Source organism: Stenotrophomonas sp. YJH_SMC_20 (assembly GCF_059367845.1).
Genome location: NZ_JCAFRG010000005.1, coordinates 212,027 through 233,911, shown reverse-complemented (window position 1 = coordinate 233,911; position 21,885 = coordinate 212,027). Strand labels below are relative to the sequence as shown.

The window sequence follows — 21,885 nt, the reverse complement described above, 5'->3', positions numbered from 1 at the left end:
GCCCATCAAGGGACCGGGGCGCGCTTACATGTCGTGCTTGTTCAGGTCGTAACCGGCGGCCTTGTACTGGCGCCAGCGTTCGCGCAGCGGTTCGCGCGCTTCCGGATCGGCCGGAACCACTTCCAGCACGCGCTCGCACTGGCCCAGCCAGGGCTCGTCGCGCAGGTTGATCACCAGCGGACGCACCGGTGCCTCGGTGCCGGGCACGGCGATCAGCACCAGGGCTTCTTCCTCGTCCATGTCTTCGCCGGCAATCTGGTGCGGGATGTAGGCATCGTTGTCGAACGCCCACAGCAGTTCGTCCAGCTCCTCGGCCTGGGCCTGGTCGCGGGCCAGTACCAGGGTGAACAGCCCGGCGTCGTTGGCCTTGCGCGCCAGCTCGCAGACCAGGCGCAGGGGCTCGGTCAGGAAACGGGGCTTGGCGATCAGGTAGAAGTCGGCGCGGGGCATGGCAGGGTCCGGGTCAGGCAGGGTTCCGGCGGTGCCGGGCGAGGCCCGGGCCGGCGTCTGCCGGCCAGGGTCGGGTACGGCATCAGGCGCGGGCGGCCTGGTCCAGCAGCCACTGGCTCAGCAGGCCGACCGGGCGGCCGGTGGCCATGCCGCGCTTGCCTTCATCGCTGGCCACGCCGGCGATGTCCAGGTGGGCCCAGCGCTGGCCTTCGGCGAAGCGCGACAGGAAGCAGCCGGCGGTGATCGCACCGGCCCAGCGGCCGCCGATGTTGTAGACGTCGGCGAAGGTCGAATCCAGCATCGGCTGGTATTCGTCCCACAGCGGCAGGCGCCAGGCGCGGTCGAACACCTGCTCGCCGGCGGCCAGCAACTCGTTGGCCAGGTCGTCGTGCTTGCTCATCAGGCCGGCGGTCTGGTGGCCCAGGGCGACCATGCAGGCACCGGTCAGGGTGGCGACATCGACCAGCGCCGCCGGTTCGAAGCGCTGCGCGTAGGTCAGCGCATCGCACAGGATCAGGCGGCCTTCGGCGTCGGTGTTGCCCACTTCAATGGTTTTGCCCGACATCGAGGTGATCACGTCGGACGGGCGGTAGGCGTTGCCATCGATGGCGTTTTCAACGGCCGGCACCACCACCACCAGGTTCAGCGGCAGCTTGGCCTTGACCGCAGCGACGAAGGTGCCGATGACGTTGGCGCCACCGCACATGTCGTACTTCATTTCCTCGATGCCGCCCTGGGTCTTCAGGTTGACGCCACCGGTATCGAAGGTGATGCCCTTGCCGACCAGCACGTAGGGCTTGGCGTCGCCGCCATTGTTCCACTTCAGCACGACCAGGCGCGGGCGGTTGGCCGAGCCACGGGCCACGGCCAGCAGCGAGCCCATGCCCAGCGCTTCCATCTGGTGCTCGTCGAGGATCTCGGCTTCGGCACCGTCATGCTCGCCGGCGAACTTCACGCCCACCTCGGCCAGGTAGGCCGGGGTGCAGTAGTTCGGCGGCAGGTTGCCCAGCTCGCGGGCGAACTCGACACCGGCGGCGATGGCCTGGCCCTGGGCCAGGGCCTGCGCGTCGTCACCGGCGATGGCCAGCTGGGCCAGGCCGGCGTCGTCGGCCTTCTTCTTGCCCAGGGTGGCGGTGTAGCGGTAGGCGGCGTGATCGGCGGCGATCACCGCCTGGCGGATCGCCCAGGCCGCGTCGCGGTCCTTCACCGCCACTTCGGACAGGGTGAACAGTGCGCTGCGGGCAGCGCCGGCCTTCAAAGCACGCACGGCGTCGCCCACGGCCTTCAGGTACTGCGGCACGCCGAAGCGGGCGGCGTCGCCGAGGCCGACCACCAGCACGCGCGGCGCGCTCACGCCCGGCAGGTCGTGCAGCAGGGTGGTGGCGCCGGTCTTGCCGGACAGGTCGCCACGCTGGGCCAGGGCGGCCAGGCGGCCACCGCTGGCGGCATCCAGCGCCTGCGCGGCCGGGGTCAGGGTATGGTCGGCATACGCGCCGACCACCAGGCAATCAACGGTGGCGGCGGCCGGAGCAACGTGGTTCAGGGTGAATTCGAGGGCCATTGAGCAGATTCCATTGGCGAGTCCGTACAATCGCAGGCCGTTTACGCCCAGACAGTAGACTGGGCGGCACCGCGAACGAACCCCAGAGTTTAAACCACCGCCCCATGCTGAAGCTCGACCGATACCTGCTGGGCGATTTCGTCCAGAGTTTCCTGGCTACCCTGATCGTCCTGCTGGTGGTCAGCGTGGGCGGCGTGCTGGTGGACATCCTCGGCAACATCGCCGACGGGCGCCTGCCGGCCAAGCTGCTGTTCTCGCAGCTGGGCCTGCAGTTCATCGCCTACCTGCCGCTGATCCTGCCGCTGGCGCTGATGCTGGGCCTGCTGCTGGCCATCGCCCGCCTGTACCGCGACTCGGAGATGGCGGTCATCACCGCGATCGGGGTAGGCCCAAAGCGGCTGCTGCGGCCGCTGCTGATGCTGGTGGTGCCGGTGGTGCTGCTGGTCGGCGCCTGCTCGCTGTGGCTGGGCCCGTGGGCCGGCCGGGTGGCAGAGCAGATGGTCATCGAGGCCAACCGCAGCGTGCTGATGGCCGGCCTGGAGCCGGGCCGGTTCACGCCGCTGCCCAACGGCGGCGTGGTCTACCTGTCCTCGATCTCGCCCGACGGCACCCAGCTGGGCAAGGTGTTCCTGCAGCGGCAGAAGGATGATCGCCTGGAAGTGGTTTCGGCCAACAGTGGCCGCATGTACTTCGAGGGCACCCGCCAGCGCTTCCTGGAACTGGATGATGGCCACCAGGTGGAAGGGCCCGTGGCCGGTGGGCTCGACTACCGGCTGGCGACCTTCGCCCGCAATGACGTGGCCCTGCCCGACGGCGCACAGACCCGCACCGAGGACGACCCGGAACTGATGCCGACCCTGAAGCTGATCGGCGATGCGCGCCCGCAGGCGCAGGCGCAGCTGCACCGTCGCATCGCACCGCCGCTGATCGCGCTGGCGTTCGCCCTGCTGACCGTGCCGCTGGGCCGCAGTTCGCCGCGGCAGCAGCGCTATGGCCGCATGATGCTGGCCCTGATGGCCTACATGGTGGGTACCAACCTGATGTTCATCGGCAGTGGCTGGATTGCCAACGGCAAGATTCCGGCCGCGCTGGGCCTGTGGTGGTTGACGGTGCCGCTGCTGGCGCTGGCGATCTGGATGTATGCACGTGATGGCCGCCTGGGCCACCCGAAGGGAGCCCGCGCATGAGGCTGCGCCCGATGCGTTTCGACCTGTACCTGGGCCGGTCGGTGTTCACCACGGTGCTGCTGACCTGGGCGGTGCTGGTCGGCCTGGACGTGGTGATGGCCTTCTCCGGCGAGTTCAAGGACATCGGCAAGAACGGCTATACGCTGGGCCATGCCGCCGCCTGGGTGCTGTACACGGTGCCGCGCCGCGCCTACACGATGTTCCCCACGGCCGCGGTGATCGGCGCACTGATGGGCCTGGGCCAGCTGGCAGCGACCTCTGAACTGACCGCGCTGCGTGCACTGGGCCTGTCGCGCAAGCGCCTGAGCGTTTCGGTGGCGATCGCGCTGTCACTGCTGACCGCGGTGATGGTGCTCAGCGCCGAGACGCTGGGCCCCTGGGGCCAGGACCGCGCCGATGCGCTGAAGTCCAGCGCCAAGTGGGGCCGGGATATCGCGACCAGCCGCTACTCCGGCCTGTGGGCACGCGAAGGCGATACCTTCCTCAACGCGCAGAGCGGCGAGGAGCAGCTGGTCGGTGACAAGGGCACCCGCCTGATCCTGCGCGACGTGCGTCTCTACCGCATTGCCGGGAACGGAGGGATCGCCTCGTTGACCCATGCCGCCACCGCCGAGCACGACAAGGACGGCTGGGTGCTGACCGGGGTGCGTCGCGACACCTTCGGCGAGCGTTCGGCGACCCGCCAGGAAGTGGCGCGCGAGCCGTGGAACTCGAATCTCGATGCGGCGGCACTGGCTACCGGCATCGCCAAGCCGCGCAACCTGAGCGTTGCCGAGCTGAGCACCAGCATTGCCTACCGCCAGCGCAACGGGCTGGATGCGCGCGATTTCGAGGATGTCTACTGGAGCCGCTGGTTCTACCCGGTGAACGTGCTGGCACTGTGCCTGGCGGCGGTGCCGTTCGCGTTTGGTTCGCTGCGCAGCGGCGGCATGGGCAAGCGCCTGTTCCTGGGCATCCTGTTCGCGCTGGGCTTCTGGCTGCTGCAGCTGTTCTTCGGGCGCATGGCCGGCGCGTTGAAGTTCGACTACCGCATTGCCTATGCGTTGCCGCCGATCGTGATGCTGGCGGTGTCCGGACTGTTGTTCCGGCGCAAGTCGGGCTGATTCTGGTGGCGCGGGGCCATGCCCGGCGCTACCGGGGCAATCCACCGCTTCGGCATCCGTGCCAGGACCACCAGCATCCCGGCCCAGCGTGCTGGATTCTGTAGAGCCGAGCCCATGCTCGGCTGCTTTTTGCGCACCGCCTGCCAGCCGAGCATGGGCTCGGCTCTACAGGTCGTGCATCACCGTTTCGGCATGCGCACCAGACGGGTGCCGCTGGCGCGGTCGTGCCAGGTCAGGCGTTGACGGTCGACCCACGCCCACCAGAATCCCAGCCCGCCCAGCAGCAGTGACAGCGTACCTACCGCAAAGCGCAGCCACAGCTGGTTGCGCCGCAGTGGCGTGCCATCGCTCGATTGCACTTTCAGCCGCCATGGACGCATGCCCAGCGTCTGTCCGCCGCGGCGCCAGCTGGCCGTGGCGTACCACCCCGTGATCGCCCAGCACACCGCCCACAGCAGCCACTGCCAGGCACTGAATGGCGCGATGTTCTCGCGTTGCGCGTGGCCGCTGAGGGTGTAGGCGAGGGTGAACAGCGTGCCGGCGAGCATCCACAGTGCCAGCACCGGCAGTGCGTCGTAGACCATTGCCAGCATGCGCCACAGCAACAATGCGCGCGGATGGGGCATTTCGGTAGCAGCGGCAGAGGCCGTGTCGGTGGCAGGCTGGGACATGCGTCGAGCATACGCAAAGCTGGCCGTGCCCGCAGTGGCCCCCGTATCCTGCACGCATGGCCCATGTTTCCACCCCCGCCGAACGCCGCCAGCTGGTCCAGCAACTGCCCGAACTGCGCGCCGACGACAGCGCGCGCATCCAGCGCTTCCTTGATGCGATCTGGGCCGAGAACGGCCTGGCCCGCGCCACCCTCGACAGCTACCGGCGCGATCTGGAAGGGCTGGCGCGCTGGATGGATGGGCGCGACGGTGGCCTGGCCGGCATCGAGCGCCCCGGACTGTTCGAGTATCTGGCCTGGCGCACCCGGCATGGCTGGTCGCCGCGCAGCAATGCGCGCCTGCTGTCGGCGTTGCGGGCGTTCTTCGCCGATGGCGTGCGCCGCGGCGAACGCAGCGAGGATCCCAGCGCGCTGCTCGACCCGCCGAAGTTGCCACGGCTGCTGCCCAAGGCGCTGGCCGAAAGCCAGATCGACGCGCTGCTGGCAGCGCCCGATACCGACAGCGCATTGGGCCTGCGCGATCGCGCCATGCTGGAACTGATGTACGCCGCCGGCCTGCGCGTGAGCGAGCTGGTGCTGCTGCCCGCGACTGCGGTCAACCTGCGCCAGGGCGTGCTGCGGGTCACCGGCAAGGGCAGCAAGGAACGGCTGGTGCCGTTGGGCGAGGAATCCCAGCACTGGCTGGAGCGCTACCTGCAGCACTCTCGGCCGCAGCTGGTCGGGAAGGGCAAGGTGCAGGCGCTGGCCGATGGGCAGACGCCGTTGTTCATCGAGCCGTCGCTGCATGCGCTGACCCGGCAGGTGTTCTGGCACCTGGTCAAGCGCCATGCGCAGGTGGCCGGCATCGACCCGGCGCGGATCAGCCCGCACGGCCTGCGCCACAGCTTCGCCACCCATCTGCTCAACCGTGGTGCCGACCTGCGCGCGTTGCAGATGCTGCTCGGCCACAGCTCGCTGTCCACCACCCAGATCTACACCCTGGTAGCGCGCGAGCACCTGCAGAAGCTGCACGCCCGCCACCATCCGCGCGGCTGAGCAGGCCCCTGAATCCCGGCCACAAACCATGGGCGGTGCCGCTGTCCGGTACCGCTGGCTGTGTCAGAATCCAGGGTCTTCTTCTGTCGCGGATCGTTCCATGCTCCGATTTGCCATCGCCGCCGTGTTCGGTGCGCTCAGCCTGACCGCCTGCGCCCAGCCGGCCCCGCCGGCCGCCAAGGCGCCTGCTGCTGCCGCTGCGGCCAAGGCCGCCCCCGCCGCCAACGCGTCGGCCGACCAGGCGGTACGTGCCGCGTTGACCGCGCTCAATCCCGGTTTCCAGGTGGATTACATCGGTGCCGCACCGTTCCCGGGCTTCCGTGAAGTGGTGGTCTCCGGCCAGCTCCTGTACGTGTCCGATGATGGCCGTTACCTGTTCCAGTCGCAGCCTTACGACACCCGTGCCAAGGGCCCGGCCAACAGCGAAGGCCTGCTCGGCTACCGCCGCGATCTGCTGGCCAAGGCCAACCATGGCGACCGCATCGTGTTTGCCGCACCGAACGCCAAGTACACCATCAGCGTGTTCACCGACATCGAATGCGGCTACTGCCGCAAGCTGCACCAGGACATCGCCGAGCTCAACCGCAACGGCATCTCCGTCGAGTACCTGGCATTCCCGCGCATGGGCCTCGGCAGCAAGGACTACACCGACATGATCTCGGTCTGGTGTGCGGCTGATCGCCGCCAGGCACTGACCAACGCCAAGCGCGGTGGCAGCGTGCCGGCAAAGAACTGCACCAACCCGGTGGCGATGCAGTACGCACTGGGCCAGCAGCTGGGCGTGAACGGCACGCCGGCGATCTTCGCGCCGGACGGCACCCAGCTGGGGGGCTACCTGCCGCCGGCACAGCTGCGTGCGGCGCTGGAAAAGCTGTCGGCCAAGCGCTGACGCGACCGACCTTGTTTCTGTAGAGCCGAGCCCATGCTCGGCTGATGTTTCCGCAGCCGAGCATGGGCTTGGCTCTACAGGTAGGAAGCCGGGGGCGCGCAGCACCCCCGGCTTTTTTCTTACTTCAGGCCATCACTGACCGCCTTGGTCAGCGTGCCCTGCGCATCGTCACCACTGAACTCCCAGACGAACGCGCCGCCCAGGCCCTGGGTCTTCACGTAGCCCATCTTGCGGGTGATGTTGGCCGGGGTGTCGAAGCTCCACAGCGTGCTGCCGTTGTAGATCCAGGTGGCACCTGCGGTGTTGTCGGTGTAGCCCGGCCACGCCAGGTTCTTCAGCACCTTCCAGTCTTCGATGCCGGCTTCATACGTGCCCGGGGCAGCGCCGGTCGCGGTCTGGTACAGGCCGTTGTTGGCGTTGGCCACACCGGTCCAGCCACGCCCGTAGTAGCCGATGCCCAGGTTGAGCTTGGCCGCGGGCACGCCGCGGCTGATGAAGGCCTCGATGGCGTCGTTGCTGTTGTACAGCTTCTGGTCGCCGGTGGACGGATCATTGGGCGAATCGAACAGCGCCGACTGGTGATTGGTCTTCGCATCCCACGCGCCGTGGAAGTCGTAGGTCATCACGTTGATGTAGTCCAGGTACGGGTGGTACGCGGCCGGATCGGTGACGCGGATCTTGTCGATGCCGGCGCCCACCGCCACCGTCAGCAACAGGCCCGGACGCACCGCATCGAGCTGGCGGCGGAACTCGGCCATCAGCGCGGTGAAGTTGGCGTTGTCTTCCGGCTTGCCGCATTCGATGCCGCAGGCCACCGGGTATTCCCAGTCGATGTCGATGCCGTCGAACACCCCCAGCGCGGCACCGGCACCACCGGCACCGTCGGTCACTGGCAGATTGCCCTTGATGTACGCGTCGATGCACGAGGCGACGAAGGCCTGGCGGTTCTCCGGGCGCGCCGCGCTGGAGAAGCCGCGCGACCAGGTCCAGCCACCCAGCGAGATCAGTACCTTCAGGTTCGGGTACTTGGCCTTGAGCTGCTTGAGCTGGTTCCAGTTGCCGCGCAGCGGCTGGTCCCAGGTATCGGCGCTGCCGCTGACACTCTCGGCGGCACTGAAGGCCTTGGTGTAGTCGGCGAAGGCATCGCCACCGGCACCGCTGTTCGGGTCCGACGGCTGGGTGATGCCGACTTCGCAGCGGTTGTTGCGCACGTTGCCGAACGCGTAGTTGATGTGGGTCAGGCGCGCGGCCGAACCGCTGCTGTCGATGTTCTTGACCCGGTAGTTGCGGCCGTAGATGCCCCACTGGGTGAAGTAACCGATGACCCGCTTGCCGGTGGTTCCGCCGTCGCCGGCCAGCGTGGTGGCGCTGATCTCGGTGCCCTGCGCTGAGGCATTGCCGGCATTGTCGCGGGCGCGTACGCGATAGCGGTAGGTGGTGGATGCAGTCAACCCGCCATCGACGTAGCTGGCACTGGACGGTGAACCGACCAGGCTGCCGTTGCGGTACACGTCATAGCCGGCCACGCCGCTGCCACCGGTGTTGTCGGTGGACGGGCTCCAGCTGAGCGCGATGCTGTTGGCGGTACGGGTGCCGACCGCCAGCCCGCCCGGCACGCTCGGCGCGGTGGTGTCGCCGCTGGCGGCGTTGACGGTGATGGTGATGGTCGCCGTGCTGGTGGTGGCGTTGTTGTTGTCGGTGGCCACCGCGCGCAGGGTGTGGCTGCCGGCGCTGGCGTTGGCCCAGCTGGCCGCATACGGCGCACTGGTGGCCACGCCGAGCGTGCTGCCATCGCGGAAGAACTCGACCTTGGCGACGCTGCCGTCTGGATCACTGGCGGTGGCGGTCACGTTCACCGTGCTGCCGGCACTGAAGGTGGCACCGTTGGCCGGCGAGGTCAGGCTGACCACCGGCGGCTGGTTGGCGCCGCCGCCATCGCAGGCGCCGAGGTTGGTGTAGTAGGGCGCGCCGGCCGGATGGTCCGGCGGCGCGTTCCAGATGTCCTGGTTCGCCCGATAGAGGACGCCTCCTTTCTGCAGGGTATCGCCGGCCCGGTAGATCTTGGCCTGGTCCCATTCGGCCACCCCGGCACAGCTGGCGGCCTGCGCCAGGCCGGGCAGGACGGCGGCACCGGCGGCCAAGGCAAGCAGCCAGGCCAGGCGGCGGGGACGACAGCTTCGGGTCGAACGGTCGGCACTGCGCACAATCGGGTCGTACATGGGTAAGTCTCCGATCAAAGGGCGCGCGGGCCCCGATGGCGCCGCGCGTGACGCAGGTCCGGGCATCGCCGGGGAAGGCGACGGAGGGGCCGGACGGAAGGGCACCTGGGAGGCCGGGGAGAGAGTCCGGCACCAGGTGGGGACAACGTTGTCATCAATTGCGTGGTCAATCCGTGAGCAAGCGCATGGTTCGGGGAATCGGGCGGAGAGCGCGCTGCGCGCGGTCGGCGGCCATCGGCGGAGCCCCTCGTGGCTGGGGCTTTCCGCGAACAGCGGATTTCTGGGGGTTGGCCGGGCGGGTGGGCTGCGCAGGGGACGCTGCAAGTACGTCCATGTAAGCTCGGTCGCCGCTTGCTCTTGCGCGCAGTCCTGCACGCGCGGCAAGGCCAGGGTTGGGCGTCCTGCCCAACCCGCCCGAGGCATGCCTCGGGCCCATGCGGCTAACGCCCCTGCGCAGCCCACCCGCCCGGCCACGGACAGGTTCCTGCGCGGCCAGCCACGAAAGACAGAAGAAAAAACAAAGGCAAAAGCCGGTCGCTGCGCTCTTCAATGCCTGATTTCTGACATTTCCTGGGTGCCGGCCAGCGGCCGGCACTACCGGGGAGCATTCACGCATGGCCGCAGATCGCGGAAATCTGTCGGGGGCGGGGTGGTGGGGGCCAGCAGGACCGTTGGCGCCATGGATGGCGCCATCGAGCCCCCATGGATGGGTTTACGGCGTGTCCTGCTGGCCCCCACCGCCCCGCCAGCCCACAGGAAGCCAGCTCTTGCTGTTGCTGTTGCCGTTGCCCTGGCCTCGGCGGGTGCCGGGCGCCGCCCGGCCAGAGCCCTTCCCCCGCTTCCGGTACAATGTCGGGCCCGTTTCCCAACTACGGTTCCCCGGACATGATGGTCCTCGAGGGCGCGCCCGCCCTGTCGCCGTTCCGCCGCGAACGTCTTGAATCCCGCCTGCAGTCCATCGCTCCCTCCCTGCGCATCAGCGGTGCCTGGCACGTCTACTTCGTGCAGCCCGAAGGCAGCGCCGCCCCCGACCTGACCACGCTGTGCCGCATCCTCGAAGCGGCGCCGCAGGCCGAAGCCGTGGCCGAAGGCGCAGTCAGCCGCATTGTGGTGCCGCGCCTGGGCACGCTGTCGCCGTGGTCGAGCAAGGCCACCGAACTGGTCCGAGGTGCCGGCCAGCCGGTCAGCCGGGTCGAGCGTGGCCTGCGCATCGACGTGCAGGGTTGGCCGGCCGATGCCGCCGCCCAGCAGGCGCTGGTCAAGGCGCTGCACGACCCGATGACGCAGTCCGTGCTGGAGACCGTGGAACAGGGCCAGGCGCTGTTCTCGGCACCGGCCCGGGGTGAACTGGAGCGCGTGCCGGTGGACCAGCTGGAGGCCGCCAACCAGCGCCTCGGCCTGGCCATGGCCCAGGACGAGATCGACTACCTGCGCGAGCGTTTCACTGCGCTGGGCCGGTCGCCGTCGGACGTGGAACTGATGATGTTCGCGCAGGCCAATTCCGAGCACTGCCGCCACAAGATCTTCAACGCCAGCTGGACCATCGACGGCCAGGAGCAGGACCGCTCGCTGTTCCGGATGATCAAGAACACGCACCAGCAGACCCCGCAGCACACGCTCAGCGCGTACAGCGACAACGCCGCGGTGATTGAAGGCCATCCGGCGTCGCGTTACCGCCCGGATCCGGCCAGCGGCGAGTACCGCCGCGAGCCGCAGGTGCCCAGCGCGTTCCAGATCAAGGTGGAAACGCACAACCACCCGACCGCGATCGCGCCATTCCCGGGCGCCTCGACCGGTGCCGGTGGCGAGATCCGCGACGAAGGCGCGACCGGCCGCGGCGGCAAGCCCAAGGCCGGCCTGACCGGCTTCACGGTTTCGCACCTGCGCATTCCGGAACTGCCGCAGCCGTGGGAGGCGCCGCGCGCGCTGAACCCGCGCATGGCACCGGCGCTGGAAATCATGACCGACGGCCCGCTCGGTGGCGCGGCGTTCAACAACGAGTTCGGCCGCCCGAACCTGCTCGGCTACTTCCGCAGCTTCGAGCTGCCCGAAGGCGCCGATCTGGTGCGCGCCTACGACAAGCCGATCATGCTGGCCGGTGGCCTCGGCGCGATCGACCGCGTGCAGGTCGACAAGATCCCGCTGCAGGCCGGTGATGCGGTGATCGTGCTGGGTGGCCCGGCGATGCTGATCGGCCTGGGCGGCGGTGCGGCCAGTTCGGTGGCCTCCGGTGAAAGCGCCGAGGACCTGGACTTCGCCAGCGTGCAGCGCGACAACCCCGAAATGGAGCGCCGCTGCCAGGAGGTCATCGACCGCTGCGTGGCGATGGGCGCCAACAACCCGATCAAGTTCTTCCACGACGTCGGCGCCGGTGGCCTGTCCAACGCCATCCCCGAACTGCTGCACGACTCGAACGTCGGTGGTGTCATCGACCTGGGCAAGGTGCCCACCGATGATCCGTCGCTGTCGCCGATGCAGCTGTGGTGCAACGAGTCGCAGGAACGCTACGTGCTGGGCGTGGCCCAGGAACGCCTGGCCGAGTTCGCCGCGCTGTGCGCCCGCGAGCGCTGCCCGTTCGCTGCAGTTGGCGTGGCCACCGCCGAGGAACATCTGGTGGTGGCCTACGGTGCCGTGCCGGGCCACACCCCGGCCGATGCACCGATCGACCTGCCGATGGACGTGCTGTTCGGCAAGCCGCCGAAGATGCACCGCGATACCGCGCACCCGCCGGCACCGCGCTGGCCGGCGCTGAAGACCGGTGGCCTGGATCTGCAGGAAGCAGGCCTGCGCGTGCTCGCGCACCCGACCGTGGCCTCGAAGAACTTCCTGGTCACCATCGGTGATCGCAGCGTCGGTGGCCTGACCGCACGCGAACAGATGGTCGGTCCGTGGCAGCTGCCGGTGGCCGATGTTGCGATCACCCTGGCCGACTTCGACGGCGTCGCCGGCGAAGCGATGTCGATCGGCGAGCGCACCCCGCTGGCCCTGCTCGATGCCGCTGCTTCGGCACGCATGGCGGTGGGCGAAGCGCTGACCAACCTGTGCGCGGCCCCGGTCGATGCGCTGGATGAGATCAAGCTGTCGGCGAACTGGATGGCCGCGGCCGGTCACCCGGGCGAAGACGCGCTGCTGTACGACGCGGTGAAGGCGGTGGGCATGGAACTGTGCCCGCAGCTGGACATCAGCATCCCGGTGGGCAAGGACTCGCTGTCAATGCAGGCGCAGTGGCACGACCAGGGTGAAGCGCACAAGAGTGTGTCGCCGGTGTCGCTGGTGATCTCGGCGTTCGCGCCGGTCGCCGACGTGCGCCAGCAGTTGACCCCGCTGCTCGACCGGGAGGTGGACAGCGAGCTGTGGCTGATCGGCCTCGGTGCCGGCAAGCAGCGCCTGGGGGGTTCGATCCTGGCCCAGGTGCATGCCGACCACGGCGACCTGCCGGCCTTCGCCGGTGCCGCCCCGGACCTGGACGATCCGCAGCGCCTGCGGGGTTTCTTCGAGCTGATCCGCGATGCGCGCCAGTCCGGCCTGCTGCTGGCCTATCACGACCGCAGCGACGGCGGTGCCTTCGCCGCGTTGTGCGAAATGGCCTTCACCTCGCGCCTGGGCCTGGACATCACCCTCGATGCCTGGGGTGACGATCCGTTCCGCAGCCTGTTCAACGAAGAACTGGGTGCGGTGGTGCAGATCGCACGCGAAGACCGCGCCGCGTTTGCCGACCTTGTCGAACGCCATGCATTGACCGAATGCGCGCAGCGCATCGCCAAGCCGACCACCGCACCGATGGTGCGCGTGTCGCTGGGTGGCGAAAACCTGGCCGAATGGCGCTGGGAAGCGTTGTTCGACGCGTGGTGGTCGGTTACCCACGCGATGCAGAAGCGCCGCGACAATCCGGCCAATGCCGACGCAGAGCGCGAGGTGGCACGTGCCTTCAACGCACCGGGCCTGAAGCCTAAGCTCAGCTTCGATCTCAACGAAGACGTGGCCGCACCGTTCATCAGCAGCGGTGCGCGCCCGCGCGTGGCCGTGCTGCGCGAGCAGGGCGTCAATGGCCAGATCGAAATGGCCAACGCCTTCGAACGCGCCGGCTTCCGCGCCTTCGACGTGCACATGAGCGACCTGATCGAAGGCCGCGTGGCGCTGCAGGAGTTCACCGGCCTGGTGGCCTGTGGTGGCTTCAGCTATGGCGACGTGCTCGGTGCCGGCCGTGGCTGGGCTACCTCGATCCTGGAGCGCAGCGCACTGCGTGATGCCTTCGCCGCGTTCTTCGCACGCGAAGACAGCTTCGCGCTGGGCGTGTGCAATGGCTGCCAGATGATGAGCCAGCTGAAGAACATCATTCCGGGTGCCGAGCACTGGCCGCAGTTCCGCCGCAATGCCAGCGAGCAGTTCGAAGCCCGTACCGCACTGCTGGAAGTGGTGGAGTCGCCGTCGATCCTGCTGCGTGGCATGGCCGGCTCGCGCCTGCCGGTGGCGGTGGCGCATGGTGAAGGCCAGGCCGTGTTCGACACGGCCGTCGACCAGGCCGCGGCCCGCGTCTCGCTGCGTTACATTGATGGCCATGGCAACGTTGCCAGCCAGTATCCGCTGAATCCGAATGGTTCGCCGGATGGCATCACCGGCCTCACCAGCAGCGACGGCCGGGTCACCATCATGATGCCGCACCCCGAGCGCACCCCGCGCGCGCTCAACATGAGCTGGGCGCCGGCCGAATGGCAGGGTGATTCGCCGTGGATGCGCATGTTCCGCAACGCACGGGTGTGGTGCGGCTGATCGCAGCATTGCGCGCACGGCGCAATGCCATCGCGTATGGAAAACCCGCCGCGTTGCCGGCGGGTTTTTCTTTGCGCGCGCGAAACCCTTGTCGCGCCCGCTAGTTACATCGATTTTCATGCGCCAGCAGTTCGTCACGTGTGCATAACGAAGTTCTTTTATAAACACGCGAAATGGTGAACTGCTTCACGGCAATAGGATTTGCCGTGTCAAAGTCTTGACGATCTGCAAAGTTGCCGTTAACACTTGAAGCCCGTTTCAGAATCATTCATTTCGCAGTAACCGCTTGGCGCATGCGCTCGGGTTTCTGTCGCTGCGCGCCGTTCGGCATTACCCGCAGTAAATCACGCGAATAGACGCCCCCAGGGGACGCTGGGCCAGAAGGCTCGGCGATGGCGTCGCTTTGCCCAAAACCAGTCCAATCAGGAGCCGTACCGATGAATCGGATTTATCGCAAGGTCTGGAACAAAGCATTGGGTCAGTTGGTGGTGGCCTCGGAGCTGGCCTCCTCCGACAGCAGCGGTGGTGTTGTCGACCAGCGCCGCGATACGACACAGGCCACGCCCGCGCTGTTGGCGGTGGCACTGGGCCTGGTATTGGGATTGGGCATGAGCAGTTCCGCCGCTGCACAGTCGGTGCAGATCGGTGGCAGCGCCACCTGTGTGGCACTCAGCGGCAAGCTGCTGGAAAAGTGCCTGGTTGAAGGCACGGCCAGTGCCAAGGGCAGCAACGCGGTGGCGATCGGTGGCAACAGCAGCGCCAGTGCAGCCAACAGCGTTGCGCTGGGCGCAGGCTCCAAGGCTACGCGCGCCAACACGGTGTCTGTCGGCGATGCCGGCAAGGAACGGCAGATCACCAACGTGGCCGCCGGTACCCAGGCCACCGATGCGGTGAACAAGGGGCAGCTGGATGCGCAGGCGCGCGCCACGCAGGCCGCGCTGGCGGATGTCGCCGCAGCTGGGGACCGCTACTTCAAGGCTGATGGCGCAGGTGATGACAGCGACGCGGCCAAGATCGACGGGCAAGGCGCGGTAGCCGCCGGTGCCGGCGCCCAGTCCTTGGCCAATGCCACCACCGCCGTCGGCACCCAGGCCATTGCCGCCGGTCTCGGCGCCAGTGCGTTCGGACAAGGCGCATTGGCGATCGGCGATGCCAGCGTGGTGGTCGGGCAGAGCGCCGCAGCGTTCGGTCTCGGTGACACCGCCGTTGGCGCCAGCGCCTATGCCGCCAGCGAGAACGGCGCGGCCACCGCGCTGGGTGCGTTGTCCGAAGCAAGCGCCGACGGCGCCACTGCCGTAGGTGGTGGCGCTGTGGCGATGGGCCCAGGCAGTTCCGCACTGGGTCGAGGCGCCACTGCCGCAAACGAAGCCTCGATTGCGGTGGGTGCATTCAGTACCGCCGTGGGCGAATACAGCACCGCACTGGGCTCCAATTCGGCGGCGGTTGCCACCGGCAGCGTGGCGCTGGGCGCAGGCTCGCTGGCCGACCGTGTCGATACGGTGTCCGTCGGTGCGACCGAGTACGGCCTGACCCGGCAGATCACCAGCGTTGCGGCAGGTACTGAAGATACCGACGCGGTCAATGTCGGCCAGCTGAAGGACGTGGCTGCCGTGGCCGATGCCACCGCCAAGCGGTTCCAGGCTACTGGCAGCAGCAACAGCGATGCCGGCGCGCTGGCCGAAGGTGACGAGGCACTGGCGGCCGGCGAGGCGGCCAACGCCATCGGCAACGGCGCCACCGCTGTGGGCGCGGGCGCCAACGCCATTGCGCAGAACGCGACCGCCGTGGGCAACAACGCACTGGCCTCGGGCCAGAACAGTGCCGCGTTCGGCAACAACGCACAGGCCAACGGCCCGGGCAGCGTCGCCGTCGGTGGTGCCGCTGTCGATGCCGATGGCAATCCGCTGATCACCAGTGGCGGCGTACCGGTGGAAACCGGCGCCACCAGTGCCGGTGTCGGTGGCACCGCGGTGGGCGCCAGTGCCGAAGCCAGCGGGTTTGCGGCGTCGTCCTACGGGGTAGGTGCCTATGCCGCCGGCGCGCAGGCATCCGCGTTCGGTGCGGTCGCCAATGCCATCGGTGATTACTCCACGGCGCTGGGTACGCAGAGCAACGCCACCGGCACCAGCAGCGTGGCCATCGGTGGCCCGGCCGACCTGATTCCCGGCCTGGGTTTCTTCGTGCAGACCCAGGCCGGCGGCGAAGCGGCGACAGCCGTCGGTGCCGGTGCCATCGCAAGCGGTGACCGCGCGGTGGCCAACGGCAGCCTGACCGAAGCCTCCGGCGCGGAATCCACCGCCGTCGGCTACTTCGCTTACGCCCCGGGTGAGAATGCCAGCGCACTCGGCGCGCAGACCTGGGCCAGCGGCGCACAGAGCACGGCCGTCGGGTACTACGCCACCGCGCGTGGCGCCAACAGCGTCGCGCTTGGCGCGAATTCCGAAGCGGTGCGCGCCAACAGCGTGGCCGTCGGCAGTGCCGGCAACGAACGGCAGATCACCAGCGTCGCTGCCGGCAGCGAAGCCACCGATGCAGTGAACAAGGCGCAGCTGGACGCCGTGGCCAGTACCGCGGACAACACCGCGCGCTTCTTCCAGGCCCAGCCGGAAGCGGGCAGTAATGCCGGTGCGCTCGCCGAGGGCGAAGGCGCGGTGGCGGCCGGTTCGTCGAGCAATGCGATCGGCGCCGGTGCGGTTGCACATGGCGCCGCCGCTTCGGCGATCGGTGATGACAGCGTGGCGGTGGGTCGCAACAGCAGCGCCACCGGCAACGGCGGTGTTGCCATCGGTGGCCTCGGCCAGGCCTACGACGAGTACAACCAGCCGATCATCGGTGCCGACGGCACGGCGCAGCAGGTAGGCACCACCGCCGTCGCCAACGCCACCGCAGTGGGCAGCGGCGCACAGGCCACCGGCGCCGCCAGCAGCGCGTTCGGCAATGCGGCCAAGGCCAGCGGGGACAACAGCTTCGCTGCTGGCGGCACGTCTCGTGCAACCGGCAGCTATGCGGTCGCGGTTGGTGACAGCGCCTTCGCCAGCAGCGATGACAGCACCGCGGTAGGGGGTTACAGCTGGGCGACGGCCAGTGGCGCAGCAGCGTTCGGTTCGGGTGCGTGGGCCACCGCCACCAACGCGTCGGCCTTTGGCAACGCGGCCTGGGCCAGTGGCAGCGGCGCAACCTCCATCGGCTACAACAGCTGGGCCAATGGGGCCAGTTCCACTGCGGTCGGCCGCGGTGCGTTCGGCTATGGCGACAACAGCGTGGCACTGGGCTTCCAGGCGCTGGGCAACAGCATCAACAGCATCGCCATCGGTACCAATACGGTGGCCGGCGGCGAAAGTGCGATCGCGTTGGGCGCCGGCAGCAACGCCAGCGCCAGCAATGCTGTCGCGCTCGGTGCCGGTTCAGTTGCCAGCCGTGCACGCACGGTGTCGGTGGGCAGCAGCGGCAACGAACGCCAGGTCACCAACGTCGCTGCCGGTACCCAAGCCACGGACGCGGTGAACAAGGCACAGCTGGATGCAGTGGCAACCACCGCCACCACCACCAGCCGCTTCTTCCAGGCCAGCGGCAACGGCGACGACGTGACTGGTGCCCTGGTGGACGGTGACAACGCGCTGGCCGCCGGTGATGCGGCCAACGCCATCGGCAACGGCGCCACCGCGCTCGGCAGTGGTGCCAATGCGCTGGCCAACAACGCGCAGGCGATCGGCTTCAACGCGCTGGCCAGCGCCGCCAACGCCAGCGCCGTCGGTGCCAACGCGCAGGCCACCGGTGATTACGCCACCGCACAGGGCGCGGAAAGCGAAGCCAGCGGCGAGCAGAGCGCGGCGTTCGGCGCGGCCAGCGTTGCCAGTGGCGCCGGAAGCACTGCCAATGGCGTTCTGTCCGAAGCGTCCGGTGAAGAGGCCGTAGCCGTGGGCTACTTCAGCAATGCCATCGGCGATGCGGCCACCGCTGTCGGCAGCGAGAGCGTGGCCAGCGGCACCGCGTCGGCAGCGTTCGGCATCGGTGCAGAAGCGACCGGTGGCTACAGCACCGCCATCGGTGGCTATGCGCAGGCCTCGGCGTTCAACGCCACCGCCTTCGGCAACTTCGCCAATGCCTCCGGTTCCAACAGTGTGGCAGTGGGTGGCGATGCGGAAGCCTCCGGTGCCTACAGCACGGCCACCGGCCAGGGCAGCCTGGCCACCGGCACCAACAGTGTTGCCGTCGGCGGTTCGCTGTTCGGCGTGCTGGCCACCGAAGCATCGGGCAACTACTCCACCGCCGTCGGTGGTGGCGCCTGGTCCGGTGGCATCAACAGCACCGCACTGGGCAACGCCGCCGAATCGCGCGCGGCCAACAGCGTGGCGCTGGGTGCCGATTCGATCGCCGACCGCGACAACACCGTGTCGGTGGGCGGTGGTGGCAATACCCGCCAGATCACCAACGTGGCTGCTGGCACGCAGGGCACTGATGCGGTCAACAAGAACCAGCTCGACGCCGTAGCCGCTGCAGCGGAAAAGACCAGCAGGCAGTTCCAGGCCAGTGGCAACGCCGATGGTGAAACCGGCGCCCTGGTTGAGGGCGACAACGCGTTGGCCGCCGGTGATGCGGCCAACGCCATCGGCAACGGCGCCACCGCACTCGGTAGCGGCGCCAATGCGCTGGCGGCCAACGCCACGGCGGTGGGCCTCGATGCGCTGGCCACCGGCGACAACGCCGCAGCGTTGGGCAGTGCCGCACAGGCCAACGGCGAAGACAGCCTTGCGCTCGGCACCGGCGCCAGCGCCACCGAGCTGGGTGCCAGTGCCGTGGGTGCGCGTGCACAGGCCAGTGGTGCATACAGCACCGCGACCGGCACTGAATCCAACGCCAGCGGCACGCAGGCACTGGCCAGTGGCTTCCGCAGCGCCGCCTCGGCCGATGGCACCACCGCCGTCGGTGGCTATGCCGAAGCAAGCGGACGCCTCGGCACCGCGTTGGGCTATGGCTCGGCGGCCAGTGGTGCCAACACCACGGCAGTCGGCTTCGGCGCTGCCGCGGCCGGTACCGGTGCCGTGGCCGTAGGTCAGTCCAGCGAGGCCAGTGGCGAGGAGAGTGTGGCCATTGGTGGCAGCACCTTCTTCGGCTTGATCCCGTCGCGTGCCAGCGGCACTGGTGCAGCGGCATTCGGTGCGGGTGCGTGGGCGACCGAAGACTACGCGACCGCGATCGGCTGGAACTCGTGGGCGGATGCGGCGGATGCCACTGCGCTGGGTGCCGGTGCCACCGCCAGTGGGTTGAACAGCGTGGCGCTGGGCGCCGGCTCCAAGGCCGAGCGCGACAATACCGTGGCTGTGGGAACCGCGGGCGGTGAGCGCCAGGTGACCCATGTTGCAGCCGGCACTGAAGCCACCGATGCGGTGAACAAGGGCCAGCTGGACGCGGTGGCCAGCGTTGCCGACAAGACCAGCCGCCAGTTCCAGGCCAGCGGCAATGCCGATGGCGAAGCAGGCGCACTGGTGGAGGGTGACAACGCGCTCGCCGCTGGCAATGCGGCCAATGCAATTGGCAACGGCGCTACCGCGTTGGGCAGCGGCGCAACGGTGGTCGCTGCCAATGCCACGGCGGTCGGCGTCGACGCACTGGCCACGGCCGAGCAGAGCGTGGCCATCGGCAGCGGTGCCAGCAGCACCGCAGACAGTGCCGTTGCGCTGGGTGCACAGAGCAGCAGTGGCGGCGCCGCCAGCATTGCGATCGGCGCGCAGTCGCAGTCGCAGGGCATCGGGGCGACCGCTGTCGGCGGCATGGCCGAGGCCGCCGGCCTTGCGGCTACCGCAGTGGGCTACGGCGCGATCGCCGATGGCCGCGAAACGACCGCAGTCGGCAACTTCGCGCAGGCCAGCGGCTGGCGCGCCACGGCGTTTGGTGCAGGTGCCAGCGCCGGCTTCTTCGGCACCGCCGTAGGCAGTGCTGCGCAGGCCGCCGATGTTTCCACGGCGGTGGGCCAGGGCACCATCGCGCAGATCGCCGGCGCCGGCTTCGGCGTGCAGGCAAAGGCTGGCGAGTACGGCACCGCTCTGGGCAACAACGCCGCCACCGGGTTGAACGGCGTGGCGGTCGGCTTCAACGCACTGGCCGGACAGGATGCCGCCAGCGCCAGCGCCGGCCAGTTCACTACCGCCATCGGCAGTGAAGCGTGGGCCACCGAAGATGGCGCCACCGTGGTCGGTTACAACAGCTATGCGCAGGCCAGCAACGCGACGGTGCTCGGCAGCAACACCTGGACCACCAAGGACGCCGGTAACAGCGTCGCGTTGGGCGCGGGCTCGCTGGCCGACCGCGCCAACACGGTGTCGGTGGGTGCTGCGCAGGAGTGGGTCGATGCCGCCGGCGTCACCCACAGCGCGATCAACCGCCAGCTCACCAATGTCGCGGCGGGTACGCAGGCCACCGATGCGGTGAACAAGGGCCAGCTCGATGCAGTGGCCGCCACCGCCGATGCGGTCGGCCAACGCTTCAAGGCCAACGGTTCGGGTACCGCCAGTGCCACCGGCACCGATGCCGTGGCCATTGGCGGCAACGCCAACGCCAGTGGCGGCCGCAGCAATGCGTTGGGCAGCGGTGCCGCGGCCATCGGCAATGCGACGCTGGCACTGGGTGCCAACAGCGGCGCCAGCGGCAACAACTCGGTGGCATTGGGTGCCGGTTCGCGCGCGCTGGAGGCCAACGTGGTCTCGGTCGGCGGTGGCAACGGCACCGCCGGTCCGGCCACGCGGCGCATCGTCAACGTCGCCGACGGCCGCATCGCTGCCGGCAGCACCGATGCGATCACCGGCTCCCAGCTCAACGTCACCAACCAGCGGGTGGGAGCAGTGGAAACCCGCGTGGGTGACTTCGACTCGCGCATCGCGACGGTCGAGACCACGGCGGCCAGTGCGGTCGGCTACGACGACGCCAGCCGTGACCGACTGACCCTGTCCGGTTTCCAGGGCACCACCATCGACAACGTCGGTGCCGGCAGCATCGCCGCCGGTAGCCGCCAGGCGATCAACGGCGGGCAGCTGTTCCAGTCGCTAAGTGATGCCGCCAGCTTCCTCGGCGGTGGCGCCAGCGTTGGCATGCAGGGCGTGTTCGTGGCGCCGAACTACGTGATCCAGGGCGCCACCTACAGCAACGTCGGCGATGCGCTGGGCGCGCTGGACCGCAAGGTCAGCGAGATCGACCGTCGCACCGCCGGTGGCACGCGTGCCGGAACCGCCAGCCTGCGCGCGATGAGTGCCTCGCTGGATGACAGCCCGCTGGCCAGCGCCGCGGATGCGCGTGCAACAGCCGATGCAGCACCGGCCGGCACCGCGCGGGTGCAGGGTACGCCGACGGCCGCCGCGGCGGGTGCTGGCATTCCGGTCGGGACCCCGGCGACCGGCGCCAATGCGGTGGCCATGGGCGAGGGCGCCGTCGCCAGCGGCGCGTCGTCCACCGCCGTCGGCCAGGGTGCCAGTGCCACGGCTGCCAACGCCGTGGCACTGGGCCAGGGTTCGGTCGCCGATCGTGCCAACACCGTGTCGGTCGGCAGCGAAGGCAACGAACGCCAGGTCACCAACGTCGCCGCCGGCACCACCGCCACCGACGCCGTCAACAAGGGCCAGCTGGACCGTGGCGTGGCCACGGCGAACAGCTACACCGACAGCCGCGTCCAAGCCGTCGCCGACAGCTTCGATGTGTTCAAGGGTGAAATCGATGGACGCCTGCGCCACATGGACCGCCGCATCGACCGCCAGGGTGCGATGAGTGCGGCGATGCTCAACATGGCCACCAGTGCCGCCGGTATCCGCACCCAGAACCGGGTCGGCGTCGGCATCGGTTTCCAGGGCGGCGAGTCGGCGTTGTCGCTGGGCTACCAGCGTGCGATCAGCGATCGCGCCACGGTTACCTTCGGCGGTGCCTTCAGCAGTGACGACAGCTCGGTTGGCGTCGGTGCCGGCTTCGGCTGGTAAGCCAAACCACTGCGCCGGCGGCCACCCACGCCGGCGCCAA

Annotated in this window: 10 protein-coding genes; 6 read left to right on the top strand and 4 right to left on the bottom strand. The window is 68.9% G+C overall.

The window, feature by feature from the left end; genetic code table 11:
- Positions 1 to 24 precede the first annotated feature (24 nt).
- Both AC5P6A_RS11255 and AC5P6A_RS11250 read right to left on the bottom strand, forming a co-directional pair.
- Positions 25 to 450 carry a DNA polymerase III subunit chi gene (locus AC5P6A_RS11255; RefSeq protein WP_019660991.1) on the bottom strand — a complete coding sequence of 142 codons (426 nt, stop codon included), beginning with the start codon at positions 448 to 450 and terminating at the stop codon, positions 25 to 27.
- An 82-nt stretch (positions 451 to 532) separates the two neighbouring features.
- A complete protein-coding gene (locus AC5P6A_RS11250; RefSeq protein ID WP_021203467.1) occupies positions 533 to 2,011 on the bottom strand; it encodes a leucyl aminopeptidase in 1,479 nt (492 codons plus the stop codon).
- Between the two features lie 104 nt (positions 2,012 to 2,115).
- Here AC5P6A_RS11250 and lptF point away from each other — a divergent pair, with 104 nt between their 5' ends.
- Positions 2,116 to 3,198 (top strand): LPS export ABC transporter permease LptF, encoded by a 1,083-nt coding sequence (gene lptF / locus AC5P6A_RS11245; protein ID WP_019660993.1) that lies wholly within the window; start codon positions 2,116 to 2,118, stop codon positions 3,196 to 3,198.
- Entirely contained in the window at positions 3,195 to 4,301 is a 1,107-nt protein-coding gene (gene lptG / locus AC5P6A_RS11240; RefSeq protein WP_019660994.1) for an LPS export ABC transporter permease LptG, read from the top strand. Before lptF ends, lptG begins: the two co-directional genes overlap by 4 nt.
- Positions 4,302 to 4,480: 179 nt before the next feature.
- Here lptG and AC5P6A_RS11235 read toward each other — a convergent pair whose 3' ends face one another.
- Complete coding sequence (locus AC5P6A_RS11235) at positions 4,481 to 4,972, bottom strand: RDD family protein (RefSeq protein WP_021203465.1); 492 nt, start codon at positions 4,970 to 4,972, stop codon at positions 4,481 to 4,483.
- 56 nt (positions 4,973 to 5,028) lie between these two features.
- Between AC5P6A_RS11235 and xerD the strand changes: the two genes are divergently transcribed.
- Both xerD and AC5P6A_RS11225 read left to right on the top strand, forming a co-directional pair.
- On the top strand, positions 5,029 to 6,006 hold the full coding sequence (xerD, locus tag AC5P6A_RS11230; protein ID WP_180877064.1) for a site-specific tyrosine recombinase XerD: 978 nt from the start codon (positions 5,029 to 5,031) through the stop codon (positions 6,004 to 6,006).
- A 100-nt stretch (positions 6,007 to 6,106) separates the two neighbouring features.
- Complete coding sequence (locus tag AC5P6A_RS11225; protein WP_021203463.1) at positions 6,107 to 6,895, top strand: DsbC family protein; 789 nt, start codon at positions 6,107 to 6,109, stop codon at positions 6,893 to 6,895.
- Positions 6,896 to 7,014: 119 nt separating this feature from the next.
- Here AC5P6A_RS11225 and AC5P6A_RS11220 read toward each other — a convergent pair whose 3' ends face one another.
- Positions 7,015 to 9,114, bottom strand: a complete 2,100-nt coding sequence (locus tag AC5P6A_RS11220; protein WP_180877066.1) for a glycosyl hydrolase family 18 protein — start codon at positions 9,112 to 9,114, stop codon at positions 7,015 to 7,017.
- 885 nt (positions 9,115 to 9,999) lie between these two features.
- On the opposite strand from AC5P6A_RS11220, the gene purL reads away from it, so the two are divergent.
- Together purL and AC5P6A_RS11210 are read left to right on the top strand one after the other, a co-directional pair.
- Positions 10,000 to 13,884, top strand: a complete 3,885-nt coding sequence (gene purL, locus AC5P6A_RS11215; RefSeq protein ID WP_258009888.1) for a phosphoribosylformylglycinamidine synthase — start codon at positions 10,000 to 10,002, stop codon at positions 13,882 to 13,884.
- A 437-nt stretch (positions 13,885 to 14,321) separates the two neighbouring features.
- A complete protein-coding gene (locus tag AC5P6A_RS11210; RefSeq protein ID WP_346714938.1) occupies positions 14,322 to 21,845 on the top strand; it encodes an ESPR-type extended signal peptide-containing protein in 7,524 nt (2,507 codons plus the stop codon).
- Positions 21,846 to 21,885: the final 40 nt, after the last annotated feature.